Origin of the sequence: Streptomyces sp. KLMMK, from assembly GCF_036961605.1 — a bacterium.
GTDB classification, from domain to species: Bacteria; Actinomycetota; Actinomycetes; order Streptomycetales; family Streptomycetaceae; genus Streptomyces; species Streptomyces telluris.
In genome coordinates, this window is record NZ_JBAMDC010000037.1 from 22,858 (window position 1) to 37,219 (window position 14,362).

General features: G+C 72.7%; 14 protein-coding genes. 7 read left to right on the forward strand and 7 right to left on the reverse strand.

What is annotated here, in order from left to right:
- Positions 1-295 precede the first annotated feature (295 nt).
- Both V7793_RS10020 and V7793_RS10025 read left to right on the forward strand, forming a co-directional pair.
- Positions 296-571, forward strand: coding sequence for a DUF2530 domain-containing protein (locus V7793_RS10020; RefSeq protein WP_336004482.1), 276 nt, complete (start codon positions 296-298; stop codon positions 569-571).
- A 113-nt stretch (positions 572-684) separates the two neighbouring features.
- Entirely contained in the window at positions 685-3,084 is a 2,400-nt protein-coding gene (locus V7793_RS10025) for a cation-translocating P-type ATPase (protein ID WP_336004485.1), read from the forward strand.
- 30 nt (positions 3,085-3,114) lie between these two features.
- Here the strand turns inward: V7793_RS10025 and V7793_RS10030 are convergent, their stop codons facing one another.
- The 3 genes from V7793_RS10030 to V7793_RS10040 all read right to left on the reverse strand — a co-directional run bounded on the left by V7793_RS10030 (position 3,115) and on the right by V7793_RS10040 (position 5,109).
- Positions 3,115-3,306 carry a DUF1059 domain-containing protein gene (locus tag V7793_RS10030; RefSeq protein WP_336004486.1) on the reverse strand — a complete coding sequence of 64 codons (192 nt, stop codon included), beginning with the start codon at positions 3,304-3,306 and terminating at the stop codon, positions 3,115-3,117.
- 118 nt (positions 3,307-3,424) lie between these two features.
- Positions 3,425-4,111 (reverse strand): VC0807 family protein, encoded by a 687-nt coding sequence (locus tag V7793_RS10035; protein ID WP_336004514.1) that lies wholly within the window; start codon positions 4,109-4,111, stop codon positions 3,425-3,427.
- Between the two features lie 212 nt (positions 4,112-4,323).
- Positions 4,324-5,109, reverse strand: a complete 786-nt coding sequence (locus tag V7793_RS10040) for a ferritin-like domain-containing protein (protein WP_336004487.1) — start codon at positions 5,107-5,109, stop codon at positions 4,324-4,326.
- Between the two features lie 307 nt (positions 5,110-5,416).
- Between V7793_RS10040 and V7793_RS10045 the strand changes: the two genes are divergently transcribed.
- The 3 genes from V7793_RS10045 (at position 5,417) to thpR (ending at position 8,048) form a co-directional block, all read left to right on the forward strand.
- Entirely contained in the window at positions 5,417-5,854 is a 438-nt protein-coding gene (locus tag V7793_RS10045) for a MarR family winged helix-turn-helix transcriptional regulator (RefSeq protein ID WP_168090691.1), read from the forward strand.
- A 26-nt stretch (positions 5,855-5,880) separates the two neighbouring features.
- The gene (locus V7793_RS10050) at positions 5,881-7,278 is read left to right on the forward strand and encodes an MFS transporter (RefSeq protein WP_336004491.1); all 1,398 of its coding nucleotides are present in this window, start codon (positions 5,881-5,883) and stop codon (positions 7,276-7,278) included.
- Between the two features lie 206 nt (positions 7,279-7,484).
- On the forward strand, positions 7,485-8,048 hold the full coding sequence (gene thpR / locus V7793_RS10055) for an RNA 2',3'-cyclic phosphodiesterase (protein ID WP_336004495.1): 564 nt from the start codon (positions 7,485-7,487) through the stop codon (positions 8,046-8,048).
- A gap of 312 nt (positions 8,049-8,360) precedes the next feature.
- On the opposite strand, the gene V7793_RS10060 is transcribed toward thpR, so the two are convergent.
- From V7793_RS10060 to V7793_RS10070, 3 genes are all read right to left on the reverse strand, one after another.
- Positions 8,361-9,356: an aldo/keto reductase gene (locus tag V7793_RS10060; protein ID WP_336004497.1), complete on the reverse strand. Its 996-nt coding sequence runs from the start codon at positions 9,354-9,356 to the stop codon at positions 8,361-8,363.
- A 150-nt stretch (positions 9,357-9,506) separates the two neighbouring features.
- Positions 9,507-10,196 carry a GDSL-type esterase/lipase family protein gene (locus V7793_RS10065; protein ID WP_336004498.1) on the reverse strand — a complete coding sequence of 230 codons (690 nt, stop codon included), beginning with the start codon at positions 10,194-10,196 and terminating at the stop codon, positions 9,507-9,509.
- A gap of 291 nt (positions 10,197-10,487) precedes the next feature.
- Positions 10,488-10,799, reverse strand: coding sequence for a hypothetical protein (locus tag V7793_RS10070; RefSeq protein WP_336004501.1), 312 nt, complete (start codon positions 10,797-10,799; stop codon positions 10,488-10,490).
- 328 nt (positions 10,800-11,127) lie between these two features.
- Between V7793_RS10070 and V7793_RS10075 the strand changes: the two genes are divergently transcribed.
- On the forward strand, positions 11,128-12,162 hold the full coding sequence (locus V7793_RS10075) for a hypothetical protein (RefSeq protein ID WP_336004502.1): 1,035 nt from the start codon (positions 11,128-11,130) through the stop codon (positions 12,160-12,162).
- Positions 12,163-12,230: 68 nt separating this feature from the next.
- Here the strand turns inward: V7793_RS10075 and serC are convergent, their stop codons facing one another.
- Entirely contained in the window at positions 12,231-13,349 is a 1,119-nt protein-coding gene (gene serC, locus V7793_RS10080) for a phosphoserine transaminase (protein WP_336004505.1), read from the reverse strand.
- 92 nt (positions 13,350-13,441) lie between these two features.
- Between serC and V7793_RS10085 the strand changes: the two genes are divergently transcribed.
- Positions 13,442-14,362 (forward strand): FAD-binding oxidoreductase (locus tag V7793_RS10085; protein WP_336004507.1); only part of this gene is annotated, 921 nt, incomplete at its 3' end.

Genomic DNA, 14,362 nt, shown 5'->3' on the forward strand with positions numbered 1-14,362 from the left:
ACGGGGGACGTAGGCGGCGGGGGGACACGCGAATGGATCATGAACTGTATGATCAGACGAAACCGGCCAGTCATTTTCCGTTCGATTCAGTATGAATAAACAAGCCCGCGATTGCTATCTCCGCGCGTAGACCCTTATGCGCCAAGGGTCCGCGCCCGGGAGCGCACGGCCACCGCAGTCGTACTGCGCACCCACCGTGCCCACACCGTGCCCGCACCGTGCCCGCACCGTGCCCGCACGGGCTCCCACCGGGGCTCGCGCAGGCCCCCGCCCCTCACGGACTACGCTTGCGCCCATGACGAAGTGGACACCCAGGCACGAAGCGCCGGAGCCCTTGGAGGGCAACGTCGTCGCCACCATCACCGGCGGCACCGTCATCTGGTTCGTCCTCTTCCTCGTCCAGATCCCCTTCTACGGCTGGTTCCGGGACCACGGTCACCTGTGGTGGGTGTGGACGTGCCTGGCCGGCGGCGGGCTCGGCCTGATCGGCATCTGGTACGTCCGCAAGCGCGATGCGGCGATCCGCCGCGCCGCCGATCACCGCGAAGCGGCGGGAAGCACGGCCCGCTAGGCCCGGAGCCTGTCCGAAGAGGCTCGCTCTTACGTCGGTTACGAGCCGTCGGGACGTCCGCAGTCCCGCCGTTCGGAAGGCACGGCGCCCAGCGCCCCCTTACCGTCGGACTCATGAGCGATCCGGCGCAGACCGCGACCGAGGAACACCTGCCGGTGCCGCACCCGGGCCTGAGCGCGCCCGAGGTCGCCGAGCGGGTGGCCCGGGGCGAGGTCAACGACGTACCCGTCCGCTCCTCGCGCTCCACCACGGAAATCGTCCGGGCCAACGTCTTCACCCGGTTCAACGCCATCATCGGCGTCCTCTTCCTGATCATCCTGGTCGTGGGCCCGATCCAGGACGGCCTCTTCGGCTTCGTGATCGTCGCCAACACCGCGATCGGCATCATCCAGGAGCTGCGGGCCAAGAAGACCCTCGACTCGCTCGCCGTCATCGGCGAGGCGAAGCCGACCGTGCGCCGCGACGGCGCGCCCTGCGCGATCCCGACCGGGGAGATCGTCCTCGACGACGTGATCGAGCTCGGGCCGGGCGACAAGTGCGTCGTGGACGGCCGGGTCCTGGAGGCGGACGGGCTGGAGATCGACGAGTCGCTGCTGACCGGTGAGGCCGACCCGGTGCTGAAGCGGGCCGGGGACCCCGTCATGTCCGGGTCCTTCGTCGTGGCGGGCGGCGGCGCCTTCACCGCCACCAAGGTCGGGCGCGAGGCGTATGCGGCCCAGCTGGCCGAGGAGGCGTCCCGCTTCACGCTCGTCCACTCCGAGCTGCGCACCGGTATCAGCCGGATCCTCAAGTACGTGACGTGGATGATGATCCCGACGGCCGCCGGCCTGATCGTCAGCCAGTGGATCGTCCAGGACCACGACTGGAGGGAAGCGGTCCGGCGGATGGTCGCGGGGATCGTGCCCATGGTTCCCGAGGGGCTGGTGCTGCTCACCTCCGTGGCCTTCGCGATCGGTGTGATCCGGCTGGGGCGCAAGCAGTGCCTGGTGCAGGAGCTGCCCGCGATCGAGGGCCTGGCCCGGGTCGACGTCGTCTGCCTGGACAAGACGGGCACGCTCACCGAGGGCGGCATGGACGTCAGCGAGCTGCGCCTGCTGGACGGCGCGGTGGGCGACAAGACGGACGAGGCCCACGTGCGCCAGGTGCTCGGCGCCCTCGGCGAGGCGGACCCCCGGCCCAACGCCAGCCTCCAGGCGATCATCGACGCCTATCCGGCGCCGGCGCGCTGGCGCTGCACCGAGTCGCTGCCCTTCTCCTCCGCCCGGAAGTACAGCGGAGCCGCGCTGAGCACCCCCGACGGCGAGAGCGGCACGTGGCTGCTCGGCGCGCCCGACGTGCTCCTGGCCCCGGAGGCCCCGGCGCTCGCCCAGGTCGAGGAGCTCAACGCCCGGGGGCTGCGGGTGCTGCTGCTCGCCCGCGCCGCGCGCGAGCTGGACGACCCGCGCGTCACCGACGGCGTCCGGCCCACGGGGCTGGTCGTCCTGGAACAGCGGCTGCGCCCGGACGCGGGCGACACCCTGCGTTACTTCGCCGAGCAGAACGTCTCCGCCAAGGTCATCTCGGGCGACAACGCGGTCTCGGTCGGCGCCGTGGCCGCCAAGCTGGGCCTGACCGGCGCCGAGGGGCCGGTCGACGCGCGGCGGCTGCCCGCCGGCCGGGAGGAGATGGGCGCCGCCCTGGACGGGGGCGCGGTCTTCGGGCGCGTCACCCCGCAGCAGAAGCGGGACATGGTCGGCGCGCTGCAGGCCCGGGGGCACACCGTCGCCATGACGGGCGACGGCGTCAACGACGTCCTCGCGCTGAAGGACGCGGACATCGGCGTCTCGATGGGCTCGGGCTCCGAGGCGACCCGGGCCGTCGCCCAGATCGTGCTGCTGAACAACAGCTTCGCCACGCTGCCGTCGGTGGTGGCGGAGGGACGCCGCGTCATCGGCAACATCACGCGCGTGGCGACGCTGTTCCTGACGAAGACCGTCTACTCGGTGCTGCTGGCGATCCTCGTGGTCTGCTGGCAGGTGCCGTACCCGTTCCTGCCGCGCCACCTGACGCTGCTCTCCACGCTCACCATCGGCGTGCCCGCCTTCTTCCTGGCCCTCGCGCCGAACAAGGAGCGCGCGAAACCGCACTTCGTGCGCCGGGTGATGCGGTACGCCATCCCGGCCGGGATCATCGCGGCGGCCGCGACCTTCGCCGCGTACCTGCTGGCGCGGCACCACTACGCGGGCCCGGGCGCCCTCGACGCGGAGACCAGCGCGGCGACGCTGACACTCTTCCTGATCTCCCTGTGGGTGCTCGCGATCATCGCGCGCCCGTACACGTGGTGGCGGATCGGCCTCGTCCTGGCCATGGGCGCGGGCTTCCTCGTCGTGCTCGTCACGCCCTGGCTGCAGCACTTCTTCGCGCTGAAGCTCGTGGGCACGACCATGCCCTGGGCGGCCGTCGCCATCGCGGCGACGGCCGCCGGGGCGCTGGAGTCGGCGTGGCGCTGGGTGGACCGGCGCTTCCCCGCGTGAGCCACGGGCGCGGGTGCGGGGAGCGTCTCCTCAGGCGCTGGCCTTCTCGTCCTCCAGCGTTTCGCGGATCTGCTCGCGCAGCGCCGGGCTGTCCTGGTGCTTGTGCACGGAGACGGCGTGCTCGCCGGCGGCGCGGACGACCTCGTCCTCCTCGCCGGTGATGGTCAGCGAGCAGTCCGTCTCGCCGGGCAACCGGCGGCAGTCGGCGACTTTCCTGGTCATGACGGCCTCCCGGGTGTTCGTTCAGCGGGCCGCACTTCCAGCGTAGGCGGGGGGCGGCCGCCCGTCCCCACCACCTGCACGGCCTCGGCGGCCTCCGTGACCTACGCAGCCCCGTGACCTACGCGGCCGCCGCGCCCTTCCGGACCTCCGCGTCGACCCTCTTCTCCATCGGATCGGCGGCCAGCCCGCCGCCGACCAGCATCCCGGCGACGATCGCGACGCCCAGGATCACGTTCCCCAGCCACACCATCGTGTCGACCGGCAGGGTGTACGCGCCCACGACCCGCGCGACGCACTCGGCCAGCAGCGCCGTCCCCCACACCAGGGAGAACGTCCGCTCGGTGCGCCGGAACCGCGCGTCGCCGGCCGACAGCCGGTCCCAGGCGGCCAGCCGCACGGGGTCGCCCTTGACCACCCACGGCTTGAGCCCGGTGGTCATCAGCGGCCGCCGCCCGAACGCGGAGGCCAGCACGACGAGGCCGATGACGCTGCTCACGGCGCTGTCCTTGGCCAGCATCAGCCGGGCGTCCCCGCTGACCGTGCTGAGCAGCAGCCCCACGATGTTGACGACGAGCATCAGCGCGGCGAGCCCGTTGAGCCGGCGGTCCTTCACCAGGCCCCAGACCGTCCGCACGGCGGGCAGCGCGCTGCTCCAGCCCAGGGCCGCGACCGTGCCCATGCCGAACCCCTTGCTGAGCGCGTAGTACGCGGCCATCGGCAGGACGGCGTCCACCACCAGCGGCGCGAAGCTCTCCCAGAGCGCCCGCCCCCGCGGGACGGCAGGGGCTGACCGCACATCAGGCATCGCCGGGTGGCCGGTCGGTGACGGGGCATCGGTCGTGTACGGCGTGGCGGTTGCCGACGGTGCGGTGAAGGACGTGTTGCTCATGGTCGGAGGCCCCCCGGGTCTGCGGTGTGTGCCCCGTAAGCCGTGCGGCTTCCGGGCGTACCCCTACCTTCGCGGTCCGCCCGGTGCCTCCGGCAGTGCCGTTGATCCACGGCTGGCCATGACTTTTGTCAGCGGCCGGACATGACAGGCAGGGGCCGGCGGGTCCGGCTGTCCCCGTCCGTACGGCCGGGGCCCGTGCCGAGGACGTCCGCCACGACCGCGCCCGCCAGCCCCGTCACCTGGGCGACGAAGCGTCCCCGGCGCACCCCGAGCCTGCGCAGCGCCGCCCCGTGGTCCACGGCGACGAAGACGGCGGCGGCGCAGAGCAGTACCTGCCAGCAGGCCATCGCGGGGCGGCGCAGCGGCCGGGGCAGGGTGCCCACCGAGCGGCGCAGGCGCAGGCAGTGGAAGGGGATGTGGCGCTGTTCGTCGGCCAGGATGCGGGCCGCGACCTCGGACGGCAGCGCCTGCCCGACGCCGTCGCGGACCGCCCGGTAGTAGGGGACGGCGACGAGTTCGGCGATCGTGAGGACCATCAGTTCCAGGCGCAGTCCGAACAGCCGCCGGACCCGGACGAAGATCGCGTCGCTCCAGTGGCCGTCGAGGAGCGGCGCGCCGTCGGCGGCGAGGAGCCGGGCGAGCAGGCGCGCGTGGTTCTGCTCCTCGGCGACGAACAGGCGGACGGCGGCGGCGTAGTCGGGGTCGCCCGCCCGGTCCGCCTTGCCGATCAGGTTCGCGCCGTCGCCGCTCTCGCCGACCTGGAAGCGCTGGAGGCTGCTGCGGACGGCGCGGGGCAGACGGACGTCCTGCGTCCAGTCCGGGTCGCCGGTCTGCCGCCGCCGGCCGGCCTCGTCGGTGAAGTGCTGCACCCAGTCGGCGAAGGTGACCGGCTGTGCCGGCTGTACGGGCTGCACGGGCTGTACTGGGTGTGCCGGTTGTACGGGCTGCGCCGGCTGTGCAACCGCGCCCGGCTCTGCGGTCGTGTTCCTGCCTGTGGCCGTGTCTGTGCTCGCGTGCGTGCTTGCGTTCGCGTCCGTGCTCATGGCGTCCCCCGATGATTCGCCGCAATAGTCCGGTGATCATATGTTTTGCCCCCGCGCACGCAAGGGGTGGATGGGGCCACCCCGCCCCCCGCCGTGCTTCCGGTGCTGCGGGCGGTGCCGCCGGGCGCCCTGGTGAACCGGCTTTATTTAGCCCGGGTAATGAGTTAAGCTAAAGAACATGTCGGACCGGGACCCCCAAGTCGATACCGCAGCAGTGAACTCCCTGCGCTCCGGTGTCATGCGCCTGTCGCGTCGGCTCAAGCACCAGCGGGTCGACGAATCGCTCAGCCCCACGGAGATGTCGGTGCTGGGCACCCTCGCCGGCTGTGGCAGCGCCACGCCGGGCGAGCTCGCCCGCAAGGAGCACGTGCAGCCCCCGTCGATGACCCGCATCGTCGCCCTGCTCGAAGCCAAGGGCCTGGTCCGGCTGGAGCCGCACCCCGAGGACCGCCGCCAGAAGGTGGTCACCCAGACCGAGCGGGCCGAGGCCATGCTCGAAGAGAGCCGCCGCAAGCGGAACGTCTGGCTCACCGAGCTCGTGGGCCGGCTCGACGAGGACGAGTGGGCGACGCTGCGCGCCGCCGCGCCCGTCCTCGAGAAACTCGCGCACCTGTAATAGCGCCAGGAGGAGGCGAACCCACTTTGAGTACGGGACACGGAGCAGACTCCGCACCCGCACCGAACAGCCACGACGACGCCATATCCAGCGCCGCCCTGAACAAGCCCGGCCGGACCACGAGTCCGGGGCGCAAGGGCGGCACCTTCAGTTCCCTCGGAATCCGCAACTACCGCCTCTTCGCCACCGGCCAGGTCGTCTCCAACACCGGCACCTGGATGCAGCGCATCGCCCAGGACTGGCTGGTCCTCAGCCTCACCGGCTCGTCCGCCGCAGTCGGCATCACCACGGCCCTGCAGTTCCTGCCCATGCTGTTCCTCGGGCTCTACGGCGGCGTCATCGCCGACCGCTACCCCAAGCGCAGGCTGCTCGTCGCCACCCAGACGGCCATGGGCGTCACCGGCCTCGCGCTCGCCGTCCTCACTCTCTCCGGGCACGTGCAGGTCTGGCACGTGTACCTGACCGCGTTCGCGCTCGGCCTCGTCACCGTGGTCGACAACCCCGCCCGCCAGGCCTTCGTCGTGGAGATGGTCGGCCCCGCCGACCTGCGCAACGCCGTCAGCCTCAACTCCGCCAACTTCCAGTCCGCGCGCCTGGTCGGCCCCGCCGTCGCCGGTGTGCTGATCACCGCCGTGGGCAGCGGCTGGGCGTTCCTCCTCAACGGCCTGTCCTTCGTCGCGCCCGTCGCCGGACTGCTGCTGATGCGCACCTCCGAGCTCCACAAGGTCGACCGTGCACCGCGCGGCAAGGGCCAGCTCAGGGAGGGCCTGCGCTACGTGGCCGGGCGGCCGGACCTCGTCTGGCCGATCGTCCTCGTCGGCTTCATCGGCACCTTCGGCTTCAACTTCCCGATCTGGCTCACGGCCTTCGTCAACGACGTCTTCCACGGCGGCGCCGGCACCTACGGCCTGCTCAACACCCTGATGGCGGCCGGCTCCCTGGTGGGCGCCCTGCTCGCCGCGCGCCGGGGCAGCTCGCGGCTGCGGCTCCTCGTGGGCGCCGCCCTGCTCTTCGGCCTGCTGGAGATCACGGCAGCGCTCGCGCCCTCGTTCTGGGTCTTCGCGGCGCTCCTCGTGCCGATCGGGATGTTCGGCCTGACGATCAACGTGACCGCCAACTCCAGCGTGCAGCTGGCCACGGATCCCGCGATGCGCGGGCGTGTCATGAGCCTGTTCATGATGGTCTTCATGGGCGGCACGCCCCTCGGCGCCCCGCTGGTCGGCTGGGTGACCGACGCCTACGGCGCCCGCGTCGGCTTCCTCGCCGGCGGCGCGGTCGCCACGCTCGCGGCGGCCGGGGTGGGCCTGGCCCTGGCCCGGGTCGGCGGCCTGCGCCTGAAGATCGACCTGCGGCGCGGCCACCCGCACGTCGCCTTCGTCCCCCGCGAGCCGGCACCGGCGGAGGGGCTGGCGACGGCGGCGTAGCCGGGGACGTCCCGCGCGACGCAGGCCGGCGGGACGGCCCGCCTTGTGGAAGACCCTCCGTGAAACCCTCCGCGATGGCCGGCGGGCCGGGACACCCGAGGGCCCTCCGCCGCCGCCCCGGCCCGGGCCGGGGGCAGGGGCCCGTCCCGTCCGAACCCCCCGGCCGCCGCATCCGTAAACCCCTGCCCAAAGGGGAGACTGGTTCTATGCGACTCTTCGCCGCTGTCCGGCCGCCCGAGGCGGCCGTCGTCGAGCTGACGGACGCCACCGCGTCCCTGCGCGGGCTGCCCGGTGCGGAGGCGCTGCGCTGGACCGAACCGTCCGGCTGGCACTTCACGCTCGCCTTCCTCGGCGAGGTCGATCCGGAGCTGCTGCCGGAGCTCACCGAGCGGCTGGGGCGCGCCGCCCACCGCCACGCGCCGCACGAACTGCGCTTCGCCGGCGGCGGGCGGTTCGGGGACCGGGTGCTGTGGGTCGGGGCCGACGGCGAGCGGACGATCCTGCGCGACCTGGCCCGCTCGGCCGCGGCCGGGGCGCGCCGGGCGGGCGTCGCCGTCGACACCACGCACGACTTCCGGGCCCACCTCACCCTCGCCCGCGCCGCGAGTCCCGTGAACCTCCGGCCGTACGCCGAGAGCCTGGCCGGCTTCAGCGGCACGCCCTGGACCGTGGAGCGGCTGGAGCTCATACGGAGCCGGCTTCCGGGCGGCGGCGTTCCCGGGGAGCGTCCCCGGTACGAGACGGTGGCCGCCTGGGAGCTGGGCGGGTAGCGGCCGGCGGGCGAGCCCCGGCGGCCGGGCCACCACCCGCCGCCCGTTACGCTCGATGCGTGGACCCGAAGACCAGAAACCGCATCATGACCGCCGCGCTCGCCGCGATGCTCGTCGTCGTCGCCGTGGTGGCGGCGGTGAAGTGACGCCGTAAGCGGGGCGCGAAGGCTCCCGTGGGGGCTTTCAGGGGTTCACGCCGGCGCGGCGGCTCCCAGGGGCCGGGCCGACGCCACGACGCTGCGCCTGCCCGGCCTGAACGCGCTGACCACGCTGACCGCAGTCCTGGTCCTGATCCTGATCCTGGCCCTGGTCCTACCAGGCGAACGCCTCCGGCGACGGGCCCGGCCCCGGGAAGATCTCGTCCAGCTGGGTGAGCAGCTCGCCGGACAGCTCCAGCTCGGCCGCGCGCAGAGCGGACGCGAGCTGGCCGGCCGTGCGCGGGCCGACGATCGGGCCGGTCACGCCCGGGCGGGTGAGCAGCCAGGCGAGCGCCACCTCGCCGGGTGCCAGGCCGTGCTTGTCCAGCAGGTTCTCGTAGGCCTGCACCTGCTCGCGGACCTTGGTGCTGGCGAGCGCGTCGGCCGAGCGGCCGGACGCGGCGCGGGCGCTGCCGCCCTCCCGCTCCTTGCGGATGACGCCGCCGAGCAGCCCGCCGTGCAGCGGCGACCAGGGGATCACCCCGAGCCCGTACGCCTGCGCGGCCGGGACGACCTCCATCTCGGCGCGCCGCTCGGCGAGGTTGTACAGGCACTGCTCGCTGACCAGCCCGAGCGAGCCGCGGCGCCGCGCGGTCTCGTTGGCCTGGGCGATGTGCCAGCCGGCGTGGTTGGAGGAGCCCGCGTAGACGATCTTGCCCTGCTGGACGAGGACGTCGACCGCCTGCCAGATCTCCTCCCACGGCGTGGCCCGGTCGACGTGGTGGAACTGGTACAGGTCGATGTGGTCCGTCTGCAGCCTGCGGAGGCTGCCCTCGACGGCGCGGCGGATGTTGACGGCGGACAGGCGGTCGTGGTTCGGCCAGTCGGCGCCGTCGGCGCCCATGTTGCCGAAGACCTTGGTGCCGATGACGACCTTCTCGCGGCGGCCGCCGCCCTTGGCGAACCAGGTGCCGATGATCTCCTCGGTGCGGCCCTTGTCGTCGCCCCAGCCGTAGACGTTGGCGGTGTCGAAGAAGTTGACGCCCGCGTCGAGCGCGGCGTCCATGATGGCGTGGCTGTCGGCCTCGTCCGTCTGGGGGCCGAAGTTCATCGTCCCGAGGACGATCCGGCTGACCTTGAGTCCCGTGCGTCCGAGCTGCGTGTACTCCATAGCGGACCAGCCAACGCCCTGGAGCGCACTCCAATCAAGAGTGCGGGCGCCGGACGGCGTGTCACCGCCGCCGCCGGACGGCGTGTCCCGCCGGTGCCGGACGGCGTGTCCCGCCCGGCGGCGCGTCGGGCGGTGCGGAGGGGCCGGGCGTCAGTCCTGCGCCGGGATGTACGGCGCGCCCTCGCCCCACGCCTGGTGCATCGCGTCGGCGAAGGCGGCGGCCAGCAGGTGTTCGCCGGCCGCGTTGGGGTGCGTGCCGTCGTAGGTGTCGCGGTCGATGTCCCAGCCCTCCGGGCGGGAGGCGAGGAGCAGCGGCGAGCCGGGCGTGCCGAGTTCGGCGACGGCCTTGCCGAGCAGCTCGTTGAAGCGCTCGCACTCGTCGGCGAAGGCCGGGTCGCCCAGGGCGCGGACGTTGCGGATGACGGGCAGCAGCACCGCCCGGATCCGCGGGTTGGCCGCCCGCGCCTCGGTGACGAAGCGGTGCACGTTCTCGGCCGTCTGCCCGGCGTCGGTGTAGAACCCCAGGTCGATCAGGCCGAGCGAGACGAGGAGGGTGTCGGCGCGGCCGGTCCGTACGGCGTCGCCGATGAGCGGGGCCATGTGCAGCCAGCCCTCGCCCCAGCCGGCGAGGTGCGCGCGGGCGCGCTCGGGGAAGCCGGGTGCGCCGTAGGCGTGCGAGACGGGCGCGTCGGCGGCCGGGTCGTACAGCTCGCGCCGCGGGCCGACGATCTTGTACGGGCCGCCGTGGGTCGCGTTGAGGTGCTGCCACATGCGGTAGCGCCATGTGTGGTCACCGGCGCTACCGATGGTCATCGAGTCGCCGACGAACATGATCCGCATGGGTACATCATCGCGGATCGTGGGGCGGGTGGGACACGCGAGGGGCGTGTGAGGGGCGCGCGATGGGTGCGTGACGGGTGCGTGACGGGTGCGTGATCGGACGGCGGTCCGGACCTTCGGTTCGCCGTGCCGCCTGAGCAGGGCTTTTCTCCGGCAAATCAAAGTGAATTATTTTTTGTATAAAACAAAAAGCGGCGGTGCCGTCCGGAGGGCGGGGTGGCGGAATCCGCCCCGCCGAATAGCGGGCGGGGCGGAAACCGTCGGGGTGTCACCTCACCGGATCGCGCCGGGTCAGCGGTCCCTGTGGCCGTAGCTCACGACCCGGCCGTGGCCGGAGCAGTCGCCTCTGAAGATCCAGTAGCCCTTGCCCACCCAGGAGCCGTACAGGTAGGTGCCGTCGGAACACCGGGTCCACGACTGGGACTGGCCGTAGTCGACGCGGCAGTTGGCCGTCCACACGGTCCCGGTGTTCCTGTAGCTGTCGCAGGACGAGACGTGCGGCGCCGGTGCTGCCGAAGCGGCCGAGGCCCCCACCAGGCTGGTGCCGGCCGCCATGATCGAACCCACGGCTGCGTAGGCCAGGCGGCGCTTGATGCGCTTCATTGACTTCCCTCCCTGGAACTGATTGCCGTTCGAACGAGAACCTAACGGGAGATCGCGCGAACGGTAGTGCGGTAATTCGCCAATGAGTTCTTATTGGTTGGCGTTTTTCGGCCGCGGTTCTGGCGAATATTCACCGTGTTTGCAGAGGTGTCGGGGACGGGGTGCAGATCAGGGAGGCGCGCGGGAAAGCGGGGGTGTCGCGTTCCGGGCGGGTGGCGCGCGCCGGTCGCACCGGCGCCCCGGCAAAGCCGCCCAGTACCGCGCTCGCCGTGACCGCGCCGGTGTCGCCCGACCCTGTGGCGCGCGGCCGGATGGCAGGCTTGGAGCCATGCGTCCACGCCCGATCCTCGCCGCTCTCGCCGCCGCCGCGCTCACCGTGCTGCCCGCCGGCCCGGCCCTGGCCGACGGCGACGCCGCCGCGCAGCAGGCCGCCGCCGACGGCGCCGCCGCCTTCACCATGGAGGACCCGCGGATCAAGGAGTCCAGCGGTCTGGCGGCCAGCCGCACCCATCCCGGCGTGTACTGGACGCACAACGACAGCGACGACGGCCCGTACGTCTACGCCGTGGACAGCCGCACCGGCCGTACCGTCGCCACCGTCACCCTCTCCGGTATCGAGACCCGCGACGTCGAGGCCATCTCCCTCGGCCCGGACGGCTCCCTCTACGTGGGTGACATCGGGGACAACTTCGGCGGACGCTGGAAGGAAGTGTGGATCTACCGCTTCGCCGAGCCGAAAACCCTCAAGGACACCACCGTCACCCCCACCCGCTACACCGTCCGCTACGAGGACGGGCCGCGCGACGCCGAGTCGCTGATGGTGCATCCGAAGACCGGGCGCGTGTACATCGTCAGCAAGAAGCGCTCGGGCCCGGGCGCCCTGTACGCGGCCCCGGAGAAGTTGTCCGCGTCCGGCGTCAACGTCTTCCGGAAGACCGCGGACATCGACACGTGGGCCACGGACGGCGCCTTCTCCCCGGACGGGACCCGGCTCGTCGTCCGCGGCTACTTCGACGCGATCGAGTACCGCTGGCGCGACGGCCGCCCCGAGGAGATCGGCCGCCCGAGCGTGCCGCTGCAGCGCCAGGGGGAATCGGTCACCTTCGCCCCGGACGGCAGGACCCTCATGTACGGGACGGAGGGCAAGCGCAGTTCCGTGCAACCGGTCGTCCTGCAGGGCGCCCTGGTGCCGGACGCGGCGGCGAAGCAGCGGGACGACGCGAAGGGCGGCGGCGCCTCCCGTGGCGGGTCGGACGGCGGCGACGGCGACGACCGGACCCGCACCATCGCCCTCGGCGCGGGCACGCTCGCCGTGGCGGCGGTCCTCGTGCTGGGGGTGCGGAGGGTGGTCCGCCGGCGGTGAGGCGCGTGGGCGGGAGAGGGAGAAGTGCGTGACGGGGCCGCCCGCCTTGAGAGGGCGGCCCCTCCTCGTCAGAGGCGCTCGATCACGTAGTCGACGCAGGCCGTCAGGGCCGCCACGTCCGCCGGGTCGATCGCCGGGAACATCGCGACGCGCAGCTGGTTGCGGCCCAGCTTGCGGTACGGCTCGGTGTCCACGATGCCGTTGGCGCGCAGGACCTTGGCGACGGCCGCCGCGTCCACGTCCTCGGAGAAGTCGATCGTGCCGATGACGGCCGACCGCTTGGCCGGGTCGGTCACGAACGGCGTCGCGTGGCCGGAGGCCTCGGCCCAGCCGTACAGCGTGCGGGCCGAGGTCGCCGTGCGGCGCACCGCCCAGTCCAGGCCGCCCTGGCCGTTGATCCACTTCAGCTGCTGGTCGAGCAGGAAGAGGGTGGAGAGGGCGGGGGTGTTGTACGTCTGGTTCTTCAGGGAGTTGTCGATCGCGGTCGGCAGGGAGAAGAACTCGGGGATGTGCCGCCCGGAGGCGTGCACGCGCGCCGCCCGCTCCAGGGCCGCGGGCGAGAAGACGGCGATCCACAGGCCGCCGTCGGAGGCGAAGGACTTCTGCGGGGCGAAGTAGTAGACGTCGGTCTCGGCGATGTCGACGGGCAGGCCGCCCGCGCCGGACGTGGCGTCCACCAGGACGAGCGCGCCCTCGTCGGCGCCCTCGACGCGCTTGAGGGGCGCGGCCACACCGGTGGAGGTCTCGTTGTGGGTGAAGGCGTAGGCGTCGACGCCCGCCTCCGCCTTCGGCTCCGGGTGCGTGCCGGGCTCGGAGGAGATGACGGTCGGCTCCTCCAGCCACGGCGCGAGCTTCGCGGCCTTGGCGAACTTGGAGGAGAACTCGCCGAAGGCGAGGTGCTGCGACCTGGTCTCGATGAGGCCGTGCGTCGCGACGTCCCAGAAGGCGGTGGAGCCGCCGTTGCCCAGGATCACCTCGTAGCCCTCGGGCAGGGAGAAGAGTTCGCGCACGCCGTCGCGCACCTGGCCGACCAGGTTCTTGACCGGGGCCTGGCGGTGGGACGTGCCGAGCAGAGAGGTTCCGGTGGCAGCCAGCGCGGCGAGCGCTTCCGTACGCACCTTGGACGGGCCCGCGCCGAAGCGACCGTCGGCGGGCTTGATGTCAGCGGGAATCTGGATATCAGCCACGCAGGCAGCCTAGTGCGTGCGGTGTTCCCGATCAGTAAAACGTCCGTTCGGTGAGACGGTGGAACCGGGGGCTCCGGGGCACTATGGGGGGTATGGCTGATCTTGTGGAGAGTGATGCTGACCACGAAGGGCTGGCGGCCGCACTCCGTGAAGCCGTGCGGGGCGAGGTCCGTTTCGGTGCCGGCGCCCGTGCCCTGATGACCATGGACGCCTCGAACTACCGCCGCGTGCCCCTCGGCGTCGTGGCCCCGCACGACGCCGCCGACGTCGCGGCCGCCCTCGCCGTCTGCCGCGAGCACGGCGTGCCGGTCGTCGCCCGCGGCGGGGGCACCTCGATCGCCGGGCAGGCGACGGGCACCGGTGTGGTGCTGGACTTCACCCGCCACATGAATGCGATCACGGCGATCGACCCGGAGACCCGTACGGCCGTCGTCCAGCCGGGCGTCGTCCTCGACGCGCTCCGCTCCGCGGCGGGCGCGCACGGGCTGACGTTCGGCCCCGACCCGTCCACGCACGGCCGGTGCACCCTCGGCGGCATGATCGGCAACAACGCGTGCGGTGCGCACTCCGTGGCCTGGGGGACGACCGCCGACAACGTCCATGAGCTGGACGTGCTGACGTACGGCGGGGAGCGGGCGCGGCTCTCCCGAGGCTTTGACGGCCTGCCGCCCCGGCTCGCCGCGGGCCTGCGCGGCCTGGCCGAGAACGAACCGGCGCTGCTGCGGGCCCGGTTCCCCGACCTCCCGCGGCGCATCTCCGGATACGCACTGGACGCCCTGCTTCCGGAACGGGGCGCCGACGTGGCCCGTGCCTTCACCGGCAGCGAAGGCACGCTCGGGGTGCTGACGGAGGCCACCGTACGGCTGGTCGAGGCGCCGCGGGCGCGCGTACTGGCGGTGCTGGGGTACACCGACGAGAGCGATGCCGCCGACGCCGCCCATCTGCTGCTGCCGCACCGCCCGTTGACGGTCGAGGGCATGGCCGCCGACCTGGTCGGGCCCGCCGCGGCGGCC

What these genes read in the sequence shown, in the direction of transcription:
- V7793_RS10020 (WP_336004482.1), top strand. Translation starts at nt 296, where the DNA reads ATGACGAAGTGGACACCCAGGCACGAAGCGCCGGAGCCCTTGGAGGGC.
- V7793_RS10025 (WP_336004485.1), top strand. Translation starts at nt 685, where the DNA reads ATGAGCGATCCGGCGCAGACCGCGACCGAGGAACACCTGCCGGTGCCG.
- V7793_RS10030 (WP_336004486.1), bottom strand. Translation starts at nt 3,306, where the DNA reads ATGACCAGGAAAGTCGCCGACTGCCGCCGGTTGCCCGGCGAGACGGAC.
- V7793_RS10035 (WP_336004514.1), bottom strand. Translation starts at nt 4,111, where the DNA reads ATGCCTGATGTGCGGTCAGCCCCTGCCGTCCCGCGGGGGCGGGCGCTC.
- V7793_RS10045 (WP_168090691.1), top strand. Translation starts at nt 5,417, where the DNA reads ATGTCGGACCGGGACCCCCAAGTCGATACCGCAGCAGTGAACTCCCTG.
- thpR (WP_336004495.1), top strand. Translation starts at nt 7,485, where the DNA reads ATGCGACTCTTCGCCGCTGTCCGGCCGCCCGAGGCGGCCGTCGTCGAG.
- V7793_RS10060 (WP_336004497.1), bottom strand. Translation starts at nt 9,356, where the DNA reads ATGGAGTACACGCAGCTCGGACGCACGGGACTCAAGGTCAGCCGGATC.
- V7793_RS10065 (WP_336004498.1), bottom strand. Translation starts at nt 10,196, where the DNA reads ATGCGGATCATGTTCGTCGGCGACTCGATGACCATCGGTAGCGCCGGT.
- V7793_RS10070 (WP_336004501.1), bottom strand. Translation starts at nt 10,799, where the DNA reads ATGAAGCGCATCAAGCGCCGCCTGGCCTACGCAGCCGTGGGTTCGATC.
- V7793_RS10075 (WP_336004502.1), top strand. Translation starts at nt 11,128, where the DNA reads ATGCGTCCACGCCCGATCCTCGCCGCTCTCGCCGCCGCCGCGCTCACC.